Annotated in this window: 9 protein-coding genes; 5 read left to right on the top strand and 4 right to left on the bottom strand. The window is 33.1% G+C overall.

Going from position 1 to position 15,169, the window contains the following annotated elements:
* The first annotated feature begins 99 nt into the window (after positions 1 to 99).
* Together ACLII3_RS14280 and ACLII3_RS14285 are read left to right on the top strand one after the other, a co-directional pair.
* A complete protein-coding gene (locus ACLII3_RS14280) occupies positions 100 to 2,106 on the top strand; it encodes a thiamine pyrophosphate-dependent enzyme (RefSeq protein WP_412984950.1) in 2,007 nt (668 codons plus the stop codon).
* Complete coding sequence (locus tag ACLII3_RS14285) at positions 2,106 to 2,981, top strand: sterol desaturase family protein (protein ID WP_412984952.1); 876 nt, start codon at positions 2,106 to 2,108, stop codon at positions 2,979 to 2,981. Before ACLII3_RS14280 ends, ACLII3_RS14285 begins: the two co-directional genes overlap by 1 nt.
* A 38-nt stretch (positions 2,982 to 3,019) precedes the next feature.
* On the opposite strand, the gene ACLII3_RS14290 is transcribed toward ACLII3_RS14285, so the two are convergent.
* Together ACLII3_RS14290 and ACLII3_RS14295 are read right to left on the bottom strand one after the other, a co-directional pair.
* Positions 3,020 to 3,580, bottom strand: a complete 561-nt coding sequence (locus ACLII3_RS14290; protein ID WP_412984954.1) for an ExbD/TolR family protein — start codon at positions 3,578 to 3,580, stop codon at positions 3,020 to 3,022.
* A gap of 108 nt (positions 3,581 to 3,688) precedes the next feature.
* On the bottom strand, positions 3,689 to 4,117 hold the full coding sequence (locus tag ACLII3_RS14295; RefSeq protein WP_412984956.1) for a hypothetical protein: 429 nt from the start codon (positions 4,115 to 4,117) through the stop codon (positions 3,689 to 3,691).
* A 280-nt stretch (positions 4,118 to 4,397) separates the two neighbouring features.
* Between ACLII3_RS14295 and ACLII3_RS14300 the strand changes: the two genes are divergently transcribed.
* The 3 genes from ACLII3_RS14300 (at position 4,398) to ACLII3_RS14310 (ending at position 12,134) form a co-directional block, all read left to right on the top strand.
* Complete coding sequence (locus ACLII3_RS14300; RefSeq protein ID WP_412984958.1) at positions 4,398 to 5,951, top strand: DEAD/DEAH box helicase; 1,554 nt, start codon at positions 4,398 to 4,400, stop codon at positions 5,949 to 5,951.
* A gap of 95 nt (positions 5,952 to 6,046) precedes the next feature.
* Positions 6,047 to 9,331, top strand: a complete 3,285-nt coding sequence (locus tag ACLII3_RS14305) for a glycosyl hydrolase (RefSeq protein WP_412984960.1) — start codon at positions 6,047 to 6,049, stop codon at positions 9,329 to 9,331.
* 7 nt (positions 9,332 to 9,338) lie between these two features.
* Positions 9,339 to 12,134, top strand: coding sequence for an alpha/beta hydrolase family protein (locus tag ACLII3_RS14310; RefSeq protein WP_412984962.1), 2,796 nt, complete (start codon positions 9,339 to 9,341; stop codon positions 12,132 to 12,134).
* A gap of 198 nt (positions 12,135 to 12,332) precedes the next feature.
* Here ACLII3_RS14310 and ACLII3_RS14315 read toward each other — a convergent pair whose 3' ends face one another.
* Positions 12,333 to 12,821, bottom strand: a complete 489-nt coding sequence (locus tag ACLII3_RS14315) for a hypothetical protein (protein ID WP_412984964.1) — start codon at positions 12,819 to 12,821, stop codon at positions 12,333 to 12,335.
* A 295-nt stretch (positions 12,822 to 13,116) separates the two neighbouring features.
* Positions 13,117 to 15,141, bottom strand: coding sequence for a hypothetical protein (locus tag ACLII3_RS14320; RefSeq protein ID WP_412984966.1), 2,025 nt, complete (start codon positions 15,139 to 15,141; stop codon positions 13,117 to 13,119).
* Positions 15,142 to 15,169 lie beyond the last annotated feature (28 nt).

The following is a 15,169-nucleotide window of genomic DNA, read 5'->3' on the forward strand; positions in this document are numbered from 1 at the left end:
ATATAACGAAAAAAGCAACGCTTTTTATTGTATCTAATACAAGTTTATTTATTCGATTTATATATTATTTTGCTACTTTTGAAATTCCAAAACACACACATGAAAGCAACTACAAACTATACTAGCGAAATTGTATACGATAAAAAGAATCTGAGCAAAAAAAAGCTATTAATTTTATATAAAAATATGCTGAAACCTAGGATGATAGAAGAAAAGATGTTAATTCTTCTACGTCAGGGTAAAATATCTAAATGGTTTTCGGGAATAGGTCAAGAAGCCATATCTGTTGGTGTAACAATGTCTCTTAACAAAGATGAGTACATTTTACCAATGCATAGAAATTTAGGTGTTTTTACAACTAGAGAAATTCCTTTATATAGATTATTCTCACAATGGCAAGGGAAAGCTAATGGTTTTACTAAAGGTAGAGATCGTTCTTTTCACTTTGGTACTCAGGAGTTCAATATTATTGGAATGATTTCTCATTTAGGACCACAATTAGGTGTAGCTGATGGTATTGCACTTGCTAACTTATTAAAAAAGAATAATAAAGCAACTGTTGTTTTTTCTGGAGAAGGTGGTACAAGTGAAGGTGACTTTCATGAAGCATTAAACGTAGCTTCTGTTTGGGATTTGCCAGTAATTTTCTGTATCGAAAATAATGGTTATGGCTTATCAACACCAACTAGTGAACAGTATAATTGTAAAGATATTGCTGATAGAGGTAAAGGTTATGGTATAGATTCATTTATAATTGATGGTAATAATATATTAGAAGTTTACAATAAAGTTTCAAAGTTAATAGAAAGTGTTCGCAAACGACCAAGACCAATTTTAATTGAGTTTAAAACATTTAGAATGCGTGGTCATGAAGAGGCGAGTGGTACAAAATATGTACCTAAAGATTTAATGGAATATTGGGCGAAAAAAGACCCTGTTGTAAACTTCCAGTCTTATTTAAAAGAAGAAGGTATTTTAACCGAAGCTCAAGAGGTTAAAATGAAAGAAGAAATCGTGAAAGAGATTCATGATAATTTAGAGTTAGCCTTTAACGAAGAGCAAATCACTCCAGATTTAATTAATGAGTTAAATGATGTGTATAAATCATTTAATTATGAGGAGTTTAAGGAAAATAAAGAAACTAAAGAACTAAGATTGGTTGATGCTATTTCAGAAGGTTTAAAACAATCAATGCAAAAGCATGATGACTTAGTTATAATGGGACAAGATATTGCCGAATATGGAGGTGTTTTTAAGATAACTGAAGGCTTTGTAAATGAGTTTGGAAAAGAACGTGTTAGAAACACGCCTATTTGTGAATCTTCGATTATAGAAGCTGGAATGGGATTATCAATTGCTGGTATTAAATCGGTTGTAGAATTACAATTTTCAGATTTTGTTACTTCTGGGTTTAATCCTGTAGTAAATTATTTAGCAAAATCACATTATAGATGGAACCAAAGTGCCGATGTTGTATTAAGAATGCCATGTGGAGCAGGTGTAGCAGCTGGACCATTTCACTCACAAACTAACGAAGCTTGGTTTACTAAAACACCAGGATTAAAGGTTATCTATCCTGCATTTCCTTATGATGCTAAAGGTTTATTAGCAACTGCTATTAACGATCCAAACCCTGTACTGTTTTTTGAGCATAAAGCCTTATATAGAAGCATACGTCAAGACGTACCAACTGATTATTACACATTGCCTTTTGGTAAAGCATCATTATTAAAAGAAGGAAATGACGTTACAATTATTTCTTATGGAGCAGCTGTACATTGGGCTTTAGATACTTTAAGTAAAAATACTGATATTTCGGCTGATTTAATTGATTTAAGATCATTACAGCCATTAGATACGGAAGCTATAATTAATTCTGTTAAAAGGACAGGGAAAGCAATTATATTACAAGAAGATTCTCTTTTTGGAAGTATTGCTAGTGATTTATCATCTCTAATTATGGAAGAGTGTTTTGAGTACTTAGATGCGCCAGTAAAAAGAGTTGCGAGTATTGAAACACCAATCCCTTTTGCTCCTCAATTAGAACAACAATATTTACCTAAAAACAGATTTGAAGAGGAATTACAAGCCTTACTAGATTATTAATGGGTTATTTAGAAACATTTATTAATACCTTATTAGGAATGTTAGACTGGACGTGGCGTTCTATAGTCTTTCAGGTAGATTGGACTCAAAACTATTTTTGGGGTTTAGTTGGTATTTCCTTGGTCGTTTGGGTGTTAGAAATTGTTTTTCCATGGCGTAAACAACAAGCAGCTTTTAGAAAAGATTTTTGGCTAGATGCATTTTATATGTTCTTCAACTTTTTTGTATTTGCTATTATTGTAAGTGGTTTTTATGAGGTTGTAAATAAGTTTGCTATTGATGTTTTAGGAATAAATTTTAAGTCATTAGCAATTATTAATTTATCCGATTTACCTACTTGGAGTCAGTTACTTATTTTCTTTATAGTTTTAGATTTTGTGCAATGGTTTACACATGTGATGTTGCATCGTTTTGAATTTTTATGGCGTTTTCATAAAGTACATCATTCTGTAAAAGAAATGGGGTTTGCAGCACATTTGCGTTATCATTGGATGGAAAATATCTTATACAAACCTTTAAAAGTCTTAGCTGTGATGTTACTTGGTGGTTTTGAACCTGAACAAGCTTTTATAGTACATTTTATTGCGATAACTATTGGGCATTTAAATCATGCCAATATAAAATTAGATTACGGTCCTTTAAAATACATTTTTAACAATCCAATAATGCATTTATATCATCATGCATATTCATTGCCAAAAGAGCGTTTTCATGGTGTTAATTTTGGAATTAGCTTAAGTGTTTGGGATTATATTTTTAAAACTAATTATATCCCAGAAAATAGTGGAACTATTAAGCTTGGATATAGTGATGATACTAAAATGCCGAAAAGTTTTATAGGTCAGTTATTTTATGGTTTTAAGAAAAGTGAATAAAAGAAAAGCCTATCATTTGATAGGCTTTTTTGTTTAAGCTAACGTGTACTTGCTTCCGATAAAATAAAAGGGAAAACCTCTTTTAGTTCTTTAATCTCGTCTTTAGTTAATTGCTCTGTAGATTTATTAAATCTAGTTTTAGCATAGTTGGCTCTTAGTTCATAATAAGCTTTTGTAATTTCATCTTGTAAACCAATAAATGCTTCATATGTCGACTCTGGATGTGTTTGCAATGATACTACAGCTTTTTTTGGATTGTCTGAGGAGTTGCTAAGTTTAGCTCCAAAACAATAGTTACAGCTATTGTCACCATTGTTATCAATAAACCTTTTTGTAATGTCTTTAACTTCAGATAAACTGACCACTTTATCTTCAATCATGACTTGATTTTTATTGTTTAAAATAATTTGCAAAATATTCCTGTCATGAATATCTGTATTACAATTTTGTCCATCAGGACACTTCTTTGGAAGTTTTCGGTTAAAACCTTGATCGTCTGGAATTACTGCTGTTACTAGAAAAAAGACTAATAACAAAAAGGCAATGTCTGCCATTGAACCAGCGTTTACTTCTGGTCTGGATCGTTTTGATTGTCTCATAATTAAAAATTTAAAATGTTAATGAGCTAATACATTCTCAAAAACGATACCATAAAAAAAAGCCTAAGTAAATACTACTTAGGCTTTTTAAGTTTTAGCTGTTTTAAATTATGATAAAACACCTTTAGCTTTTTGGTCTTTAGAATACCAAATTAAAAATACACAAACCACAAATACCACAATTGGCATTATCATACGAGCGCCACTTAATTCAATATAATCTTGCATAAAGAAATTATAGACTTGCTGTGCAATTACTCCTATAAATGATAGAATGAATAATGAAACTGCCCATTTTTTTCTTACTAATAGGCCAATGCATCCTAGTAATCCTGCAAAAACAGATATTGCGAATGCTGCAGTTACCCAAGCAGGAATATTTGCATAAAAAGCTTGTTCTGCCTCTGGAAGTGCTTGTAGCATATCGTCGGTCATATAGGCTTGTCCAATGTAAGCCATAACTCCCATTGCATTCCAGATTAATGCGATAATACTGATAATCCAAAAACCGATTCCTGGTTTGTTTGTGTTAGTCATAATAGTTAGTTTTTTAGTTAGTAAATGCTTGTTATAAAGCTGTTATATATTGAACAATTTAGGAATAATCAGTAATAATTACAAATTAGGTGTAGGTGTTAACTATAATAATTAGATTAAAATTCTTAACTGTTATAGCTGATTTTTAGAATAAAAAATGTAATTCTATTCATAAATTATGGGTGTAAAATAGGTCTTAAAAAAATCTTGTAAATTTTCTCAAATTAATGCTTTAAAAGCTAATCAAAGATGTTATTTTTGCAAATCAGCAAATTTGAACATGACTTTATCTACATCAGAATTAGAAGAAAGAAAAACTGGCAAAGACTTATATAGTTATCAAAAAGGAGCCATTAATAAAATATTTGAGTGTTTTGATAATGCTCCAGATGATTATCACTTATTATATCAATTACCTACAGGTGGTGGTAAAACGGTTATTTTCTCTGAAATTGTTAGACAATACCTAAAAAATCATAACAAGAGAGTTTTAGTTATGACACACAGAATTGAGCTTTGTAAACAAACATCTACAATGCTTACTGAATTTGGTGTTATGAACAAAGTTGTTGATAGTAAAGCAAAACTAGATGATCAAAACGATTATCAATGTTTTGTAGCTATGGTAGAAACACTTAATAATAGATTAAAAGATGATAAGCTTGATATCTCAGATATAGGTCTGGTAATTATTGATGAAGCACATTACAATTCTTTTACTAAACTGTTTAAGTTTTTTGATAAATCCTTTGTTTTAGGTGTAACAGCAACACCTTTAAGTTCTAATATTGAATTACCAATGACAGACAACTATAATGAACTTATAGTTGGTGAAAGTATTGAGTCTTTAATTGAAAATAAGTTTTTATCACGTGCCGAAATGTTTTCTTATAATGTAGGTCTTACTTCACTTGTAGTAGGAGCTAATGGTGATTATACTGTAAAGTCTTCAGAAGATTTATATACAAATAATGAAATGTTATCTAAACTTATGGATGCTTATCAAGAGCGTTGTAAAGGAAAGAAGACATTAATATTCAATAATGGTATTAACACCTCTTTGTATGTATATGATTTATTTAGAACAGCTGGATATCCAATAGCTCATTTAGACAATACAGCGTCAAAGAAGGAACGTGCTGCTATCTTAAAATGGTTTAAAGAAACGCCAGATGCTATATTAACATCAGTAAGTATATTAACTACAGGTTTTGATGAGCCTAGTGTAGAAGCCATTATACTTAACAGAGCAACAAAGTCATTGACTTTATATTATCAAATGATTGGTCGTGGCTCAAGGATTTATAAAGACAAGGATACATTTGATGTAATTGATTTAGGAAATAACTTTCATAGATTTGGTCCTTGGGGAAGTGGTAATTTAGATTGGCAACGTATATTTAAATCACCTAATTATTATTTAGATGGTCTTTTAAATGATGAAGATATTGAAGCTAACTTCAAGTATGTAATGCCTGATGATATTCGTTCGGAATTTGCAAAATCTGAAGATGTTTACTTTGATATTAACAAAACATATATCCAAGCTATAAGAAATGGCGAGTCTTCAAAAGTTGTTTTAAAGCGTTCTATTGAGCAACATGGTAAAATATGTATTGAAAATAGCGAAGATATGTTTGATGCATTATTACTAATGAAATTACTTGATGATGATATAGACTATAGAATTCATCGCTATTCTAAGTGTATTAGCAAGAGCACGCATAACTTTTTAACTTGGTTAAAGGATGACTATAAGAAGAAATTACGCTCTTATATCAGGGAAAATTTCGATACTGTTTTTGAGAGTATTTATGGTTATATTCCTGAATAAATAAGTCATTTTTCTTGTTAATAAACTGATAGTTAAATTTCTTACTTTTTGAGTTTTGTTTCATAAATTGCTTGTCAAATACAAAGCAATTACAAATGAAACAACCGACTATTCTTGTGCTGCTATTACTTTTCTTAGGCACAGGGTTATCTCATGGACAAAAACAAAAAAAGAATGATAAGCAACCACTGGACGAAATTAGTTTAAGTGGTTTAAAATGGCGTAGTGTAGGACCTTCGTTAACTTCTGGTAGAATATCAGATGTTGCCGTTAATCCTAACAACCCATTTGAGTATTATGTAGCTACATCTGCAGGTGGTGTATGGAAAACTATTAATTCTGGATTAGAGTACACACCAATTTTTGATGCTCAAGGGTCATATTCTATTGGATGTATTACTATGGATCCTAATAACTCAAATGTAATTTGGGTAGGAACAGGTGAAAATAACAACCAACGTTCAGTGTCTTATGGAGATGGTATCTATAAATCTATTGATGGAGGAAAAACTTGGGAACACAAAGGTTTAAAAATGTCTGAGCACATTGGAAAAATTATTGTGCATCCAGACAATTCAAACATTATTTATGTAGCTGCTATTGGACCATTATGGAGTAAAGGTGGTGATAGAGGTTTATACAAGAGTGAAGATGGTGGAGATACTTGGAATGCTATTTTAACTGTTGATGAGCACACTGGTGTAAATGATGTAGTTATGGATCCAAGAAATCCTGAAGTGTTATATGCTTCTACATTACAACGTAGACGTCATGTTTATACGTATGTTGGTGGTGGACCAGGTTCTGGAATGCATAAAAGTGTAGATGGAGGAAACACGTGGACTAAAATTCAAAAAGGATTACCATCAAATGAGTTAGGACGTATTGGTTTAGCAATTTCTCCAGCAAACCCTGAAATTATTTATGCCATTGTAGAAGCTGCTGAAAGAAAAGGTGGTTTTTATAAATCAACTAACAGAGGCGCAAGTTGGGAAAAGCAGAGTAGTCATGTAACAAGTGGTAACTATTATCAAGAGATAATAGCAGATCCAGTTGATGAAAACACTGTATATTCTATGGATACTTGGATGTCTGTAACACATGATGGTGGAAAAACATTTAAAAATGTTGGTGAAGACTTTAAGCACGTAGATAACCATTGTATGTGGATAAACCCAAATAACAATAAACATTGGTTAGTAGGATGTGATGGTGGTATGTACGAAACTTTCGATGCTGCTAAACATTGGGATTTTAAAGAAAACTTACCTGTAACTCAGTTTTATAAAGTAGCAGTAGATAATGCTGAGCCATTTTATAATATTTATGGAGGTACACAAGATAACTTTAGTTTAGGTGGACCATCAAGAGTAACTACAGCTCATGGCATTACAAATCAAGACTGGTTTATTACTCATGGAGGTGATGGTTTTGAGTCACAAGTAGATCCAAATAATCCTGATATTGTTTATGCACAATCACAATATGGTTGGTTAGTGCGCTTTGATAAAAAGAGTGGAGAAGAAGTAGGTATTCAACCTAAAGAACGTAAAGGTGAAGCAGCATATAAGTGGAATTGGGATGCACCATTAGCTGTAAGTAAGCATAAAAGTGGACGCTTATATTTTGCTGCAAATAAAGTATTTAAATCGGATGATTATGGAAATAGTTGGCAGGTAATTAGCGATGATTTATCACGTCAAATAGATAGAAATACATTAAAAGTGTATGATCGTGTAGTGAGTATTGATGCAGTTATGAAAAACGGTTCTACATCTCCTTATGGAACTATTGTGGCATTATCGGAATCTCCTTTAGATGCTAATTTTATTGCTATAGGTACAGACGATGGATTAATTCAAATTACTGAAGATGGTGGAAATACATGGCGTAAAGTTGATAATATTCCTGGGGCACCAAAACAATCGTATGTAAATAGTGTGTATTTATCTCAGCATGATGCAAATGTGATGTATGTGGCATTTAATCATCATAAGTATGGTGACTTTAAACCTTATATATTCAAGTCTTCTGATAAAGGAAACTCATGGAAATCTATTAGCAATAACTTACCTGTAAGAGGTAGCGTATATGCTATTGAAGAAGACCATAAAGACAAGAACTTAATCTTCTGTGGAACAGAATTCGGTGCATTTTTCTCACCTAATAGTGGCGGTCGTTGGAAACAATTAAGTAATGGATTACCAACAATTGCTGTTAGAGATATTGCTATTCAACCACGTGAAAACGATTTGGTATTAGGAACATTTGGTAGAGGTTTTTATGTAATGGATGATTACTCATCATTAAGAACTATTGAAAATGCAAAGCCAACTGATAAGGCTACTATTTACCCTATTAGAGAAGCATTAATGTGGGAAAAGAATATGCCACTTGGTTTACCAGGAAAAGCATTTCAAGGAGATAATTTCTATACAGCACCTAATTTAGGTCCAGAAGCCGTAATTACCTATTACTACGATAGTAATTTCAAGTCGCTTAAAGAACAACGTCAAGCTAATGAAAATGATTTGAAGAAATCTAAAAGTAGTGTTAGCTATCCTACTTACGATGAGCTTTCGGCTGAAGTAAATGAAGATAAACCACAATTAGTATTTACTATTAAAGATGCTTCAGGAAACGTAGTGAAAAAGGTGTTTAAGAAACCTTCTAAAGGTTTACAACGTTTCCATTGGAACTTAAGATACGAGCAAAATGTACCTGTTAATTTAAGTGGACCATCTTTCTATAACCCATTCGCTGGTATACCAGAAGGTACTTTAGTAAGTCCTGGTAACTATACAGTAGAAATGCATAACTATCAAAATGGTATAATAACACAGTTAGTAGCTCCTGTTACTTTTTCGGTAAAAGCATTAGATAATACAGTTATGCCAGCAGCTGATCGTGCAGCTAAAGTAGCTTTTCAACGTGAAGTGTCTATGTTAGAAGGTGATATTCAAGCGAGTCAACGCATGTTATCAGAAATTAGAAACAAGCTTAAGTATATTAAGGAAGCGGTTAAGTTAACTGAACAACCAATGGGAACATTAGCAAGTAAAGTACGTGCTATAGAACTTAAGGTTAAGGATATTAATACAAAACTTAATGGTGATTCTGTAAAACGTCGTTTAGATATTCAAGAAGCACCAACGCCTTCAAACAGAATTGGAGCGATTGTTTATGAACAAAAATATTCAACAGCTGCACCTACACAAACACATATGGAGAGTTTTGCCATTGCAAAAGCAGAATTTACACCGTTAAAGCAGCAAATTATAGACTTATATAAAGTTGACATTAAGCAGCTAGAAGATCAATTAAAACAAGTAGGAGCACCTTATACTCCAGGACGTTTTAAACCAAAACAACAACAATAACAATTATATGAAGCAATTTATATTACCAATATTTGCGTTAATGTGCCTTAGTACATTAGCGCAAAAAAAGGTGTTAGACCATCCCGATTTTGATATTTGGAATACCGTAAAAGGACAAACCATTTCTACCGATGGAAACTATGTAATGTACTCGTTAGAGCGTGGTGAAACTGATAATTTTTTAAAGATTAAATCTCCAAAGGGTGAAACTGTTTTTAATTACGATAGAGCTAGTAAAGGACAATTTACAAATGATGTAAAACAAGCATTATTCACTATTAAGCCTTGGCATGATAGCATCGTTGCTTTAAAACGTAAAAAGGTAAAGAAGTCTAAGTTACCTAAAGATTCATTAGGAATTTACAATCTGGCAACTGGTGAATTAGATAAAATAGGACATATAAAGTCTTATAAATTGCCAGCGCATTGGTCTGGGTATGTATTTTATCAGTTAGGAGCTATTAAAACTCCAAAAAAAGAAGTTGCTAAAGACAGTACTTCTGAAGAAAAACCTAAGAAAATTAAAAAGGTAGGAAAAGACAATGGCTACCATTTAGTGGTTAGAAATTTAACTACTAAAGCTCAAGATACCTTTAAGTATGTGACTAATTATAGTTTTGCTAAAAAAGGAAAAGTACTAGCTTTTACAAGTACTGGTGATGATGCCGATTTTAAAGCAGGTGCTTATGTGTACAATTTGGACACTAAGGGTTTAACACAGGTTTTAGAAGCTAATGCAAAAGCTAAATACTACCAATTACAGTTTAGTGAAAATGGTGAGCGTTTAGGGTTTGTAGTGGATAAGGATACTACTAAAGTACAAGTACGTCCTAATCAATTATACTCTTGGGCTAAAGGTATGGACGCTGCTAAGTTATTAATGGATAAAGATTCTGCTCCAAGAGGGTTTAGAGTGTCGTCTGATGGTAATTTAAGTTTTTCAAAAGATGCTACTAAGTTATATTTTGGATTAGCAACACCACCAATTGTTAAAGATACGACACTAATAGACGAGGAAATAGTAAATGTAGAAGTTTGGACTTATGATGAGCCTAGACTTTATACTGTACAAGAGTTACAAGTAAAAAATGATCGTAAAAAGTCTTATCAAACAGCTTATCATTTAGCGACTAATAAAGTAGTGTCTTTGGCTTCACCAGAATATCCAAGTGTACGTTTAGGAAATGAAGGTAACGCAGCTTATGCATTAGTAAACACACCAAAGCCTTATCAATTACAAAGTCAATGGGAAGGTAGTAATGCTAGAGATTATGCTTTAGTAAATGTTAATACAGGAACAACAACATCTATACTTAAGAAGATAAAAGGACGTATTAACTTGAGTCCGAATGGTAAATATGCTTTTGGATATAGCATTACAGATAGTACATGGTTTACATACAATGTTGCTAGCAATAAACGTGTGAATTTAACTAAAGGTGTTCAGTTTTATGATGAATTAAACGATTATCCTAACTACCCATATTCTTATGGATATGCTGGATGGACTACTAATGATACTGAAATATTAATTTATGATCGTTATGATATTTGGGCTTTTAATCCAGATACAGGAGCAAAGCGACAGTTAACACATGGACGTAGTTCAAAAACGAGTTATCGTTATGAGTGGTTAGATGATGAGTTACGTTATATTCCATCTGGTGAAAAGTGGATTTTTTCTACGTTTAACGAAGCCAATAAAGATGCTGGTTATTACGAATATAACTCTAAAACTAATAAGGGAAAGCAGCTTGTAGAAGGCGCTTATCGCTTTAGAAGATTACAAAAGGCACAACACAGTGATGCTATTATTTATTCACGTGAATCGTTTAAGGAGTTTCCAAATGTGCGTTATTCTGATTTAAGCTTTAAGAAGTCGACAGTATTAAGTGATGCAAATCCACAGCAAGATAGTTACAATTGGGGAACCATAGAGTTGGTAGAATGGACATCGTTAGATGGGAAACCGCTACAAGGTATGCTGGTAAAGCCAGAAAACTTTGATCCTAATAAAAAGTATCCAATGATTGTGAACTTTTATGAAACAAGCTCGGATAGATTACACCAACATAAAGCACCAAATCCTGGGCGTTCTACAATTAACTATAGTTTTTATGCTAGTAGAGGGTATTTAATATTTAATCCAGATGTGCATTACCGTGTAGGATATCCTGGTGAGAGTGCCTTAAATTGTGTGATTCCAGGTGTAACAGCCTTGATAGAACAAGGATTTGTAGATAAGGATAATATTGGTGTGCAAGGACATAGTTGGGGTGGTTATCAAATTGCGTATTTAGTAACAAAAACCGATATGTTTAAAGCCGCAGAATCTGGTGCGCCAGTACCTAATATGATTAGTGCTTATGGAGGTATTCGTTGGTGGACAGGATTAAGTAGGCAGTTTCAATACGAGCACACACAAAGTAGGATAGGAGGTACGCCTTGGGAATATCCACAACGTTATATTGAGAATTCGCCAATATTTAATATTGATAAAATAAACACGCCTTTACTAATTATGCATAACGATGCTGATGGACACGTGCCATGGTATCAAGGTATTGAGTTTTTTGTGAGTTTACGTCGTTTAGGAAAACCATCTTGGTTTTTGAACTATAACGATGAGCCACATTGGCCTTTAAAAATGCAAAACCGTAAAGACTTTAATATACGTATGCAACAATACTTTGATTATTACTTAAAAGGTGCTGCAAAACCAGTTTGGATGGAACGTGGTGTACCAGCGATTGAAAAGGGTATTAATCAAGGATTGGAGTTAATGGAAACTAAAACTAACTAATAGATACTATTATAAGTTTTACTTTAAGTTGTTAATTGAAAAAGCCAGCTCGTTTGAGTTGGCTTTTTGTTTTTTGATGAGAAGACAACAATATACTTGCTTAGTAAAAGTAAAAGCTCTTATAAAATATATAAGAGCTTTTGTTTAATATAGTTATAACTCTAACTAATTAAAAAGGTGTAAAAAATATTATACTATTTAATTTTTTGTGAATACTAAAGTGTCTGTACCACCATTTCCTCCACTAATGTCTATAAGACTTATTGTTGTTGAATTATGACTTACAATATCCCAATCGTCAATTAAGTCGTCAAAATCATTATTCTCTGACACATTAAATGAGATGTTGAAATCTATATCGTCGTCGTCATTAGAACTACTATCATCATTACTGTTACTTGAATCGGTTACAGACCAAGAACCTGTATAAGTTGTGTTGCCGTTAGTTGCAGTAAGAGTACCATTAGCATCAAAAGTGAAATTATAGCCAGTGAAGTCGTTAGTTTCATCCTGACCAGAGTCTATAAAACTAGATACTCTCCATGTTCCAGATTCTACTTCGTTTTCAATTTGCGCTATTTCTTGACTGTTATTGTTTGAATCGCCATCGTCGTCACTTGAGCACATTGCGGACATTAATGATACGCTTAAAGTTAAAAGTACCATTCTTAAAATTCTTGTTTTCATGATTAATCAATTTAGTTGTTTGTCGTTATATTAATATAACAAGCTAATTATTGAAACTCCTACCTTAGGTTTTGCTTTTTTGTAGTGCAATAAATATAGTGGATATGGATAATGAGATGTCTCGACTGCGCTCGACATGACTGTTATGGTTTGTGTGTTAATGATAAAGTAAAAAACTCCTGTAGCTTACAGGAGTTTTTACCTCTAATTCACGAACAATTTATTAAAAAGGTATTATCACATGTATATAACAATTAAGATGTAAAAATTCCTACCTGTGTGTTTAGAATTATATTTACCTATTAGGGAAAAAGCCTTCACTATGAGGGTTTCTAAAATGGCGACGTTCTAAATCCTCAGCTTCATAACTTTCGGTTTCTCCGCCTTGTTGTGTGGTATGTGATGTGTAAGGGAAAGCATCTACACGATGGAAGTTACCTTCATCATCTTTTGAAGCTACAAATAGCTCTTCTTGCCACTCATACCAATACATCCAATTATCGGAATAGGTTACATTTACCCAATTGCGTGATGTACCATCATCACAGACTTCGTAATGGTATTCATATTTAATTCGTAAAAATGCTTTACGCACTAAAAAGAGTCTGCCAACATGAAATAGCCATAAATGTCTTCCTTTTAAGCTCGATGAACCTTTGCCTTTAATTTTGGTTGTTTTTTCCCAGTATTTACCACTTACTTCAACTTCTACAGGTCCTTTACTTGCTGATGCTTTTGCTGCTACTTCCCAACCGGTTTCGGTTTCGGTGACATCAATTTTACTTTGTCCTTCTGCTACAAAAAACTCGTAAGAAGGGGATAGTTGCTCTTCGTGTAGTAATGTACGGTCGTTTATGTATGAATAGCGCTGTGAGAAATAATAAACGTATTCTGTACAGTTAACACCATCGGCAGTAGAAGTGGTAATTGTTTTTGCAGGTTTGGTTAAACCTACACTTGTAAATCCTGGTATTCCAGATTTGATTTCGCCTTCATGGTCTTCGGCACGTTTTACTTCCGATTTTGCCTTATCTAACAATTCATCGGCATCGTCCCAAGGGTTTCCTCCATCGTACTTAGGTGTTTTAAGTCCTGTTGGAACAGGACGAGAATAAGGTTTATCGCGTGCATCTGGGTCTCTAGGCTCTAGAGGTGTGCTTTGAGGTATGCTTCTTGCTTTGTTACGCTCACGCTTTATATCGGCTTCAGGAATATGAACATAAAACTGTATGTCTGTATTATTATCGTCCGTATAATTAATGAGCTGCGCTGTACCGTTTGGGTTCATTTCATATTCAGCATTCATAATTGTTGGCAATGGATTATAAAATGGACTTGTGCTAGTTAAACTAGGTGGCTCTGGATTAGGTTGTGGGTTATTAACACTTTCGTCTTCTGTTTCGTTATTTTGATTGTCTTGAGGAGGTAGCAGTGTACAACTTATGCTAAATCCACCAGCTCTAATAGCTCTTAATTGATAGTCTTTGCTGTAAGTACCATCTGCATTGATTTCGTCCTGATTAATTATTACTGTTTGGTTTGGACCACCTTCTAAAGCTACATTTGTAGGTGATAGATTGTCTAACTGATAGGCTACCTGTGTGTCTAAATTTTGTAATCCGAAAACTTTGATATGTAGTGTGGTGATTTCTCCACGAGCTAAATCGTATTTATCGGCATAAATTTCTAAATCAACTACATTATAAGTTTCGGTGCTAGTATTACCATTTTCGTTAATAGTTAGCTGGTGTTCGCCAGATATACCACTTGGTAAATCGTAAACTACTTCTTGTGGTGATTCAGCCAATATATCTATTGGTTCTTGATTTAATAATATACTTGTATTAGTTGCATTACCATCAAAATTACCTGTTATAGCATTTGCATAGCCTGATCTTATGAACGCTGGTGTAGCGTAAGTGTTATTGATTGCATTTGAAGCTGGTAATACTGTTATAGGAAAGGTAGCAACGACATTGTTTTTAGGGTCTAATACCTTTGCTATTGTGTTATTGCTAGCAGCTGTCCATTGTTGTGGAGTTTTACCTGTGTCCCAAGTATTTTGGTCTATAACAACATTGTAATCTTGAAGTTGTTTTAATGCCTTGTCTTTTTGCTTTTGATTTTTGCCTTTAGGTTTTACGCGTACTGTTCCTGATATTACATCTCCAGAACGAATGGTACTTGGTAAATTTACTTGAATGGTTCCGTGTACTGTATTAGTACTATTGGTTGATAATCCGTTAGAGTTTTTTTGTGCTAGAATGATATTACCTGAAATCATAAAGGCAATAAATAGCATTGTAAAATTGTTTTTCATGACGGTTTACTTTAGAAGTAAATTAGCA

Source organism: Pontimicrobium sp. IMCC45349 (assembly GCF_047219225.1).
Taxonomy (GTDB): Bacteria; Bacteroidota; Bacteroidia; order Flavobacteriales; family Flavobacteriaceae; genus IMCC45349.

What these genes read in the sequence shown, in the direction of transcription:
- ACLII3_RS14315 (WP_412984964.1), bottom strand. Translation starts at nt 12,821, where the DNA reads ATGAAAACAAGAATTTTAAGAATGGTACTTTTAACTTTAAGCGTATCA.
- ACLII3_RS14300 (WP_412984958.1), top strand. Translation starts at nt 4,398, where the DNA reads ATGACTTTATCTACATCAGAATTAGAAGAAAGAAAAACTGGCAAAGAC.
- ACLII3_RS14280 (WP_412984950.1), top strand. Translation starts at nt 100, where the DNA reads ATGAAAGCAACTACAAACTATACTAGCGAAATTGTATACGATAAAAAG.
- ACLII3_RS14290 (WP_412984954.1), bottom strand. Translation starts at nt 3,580, where the DNA reads ATGAGACAATCAAAACGATCCAGACCAGAAGTAAACGCTGGTTCAATG.
- ACLII3_RS14305 (WP_412984960.1), top strand. Translation starts at nt 6,047, where the DNA reads ATGAAACAACCGACTATTCTTGTGCTGCTATTACTTTTCTTAGGCACA.
- ACLII3_RS14285 (WP_412984952.1), top strand. Translation starts at nt 2,106, where the DNA reads ATGGGTTATTTAGAAACATTTATTAATACCTTATTAGGAATGTTAGAC.
- ACLII3_RS14320 (WP_412984966.1), bottom strand. Translation starts at nt 15,141, where the DNA reads ATGAAAAACAATTTTACAATGCTATTTATTGCCTTTATGATTTCAGGT.
- ACLII3_RS14295 (WP_412984956.1), bottom strand. Translation starts at nt 4,117, where the DNA reads ATGACTAACACAAACAAACCAGGAATCGGTTTTTGGATTATCAGTATT.
- ACLII3_RS14310 (WP_412984962.1), top strand. Translation starts at nt 9,339, where the DNA reads ATGAAGCAATTTATATTACCAATATTTGCGTTAATGTGCCTTAGTACA.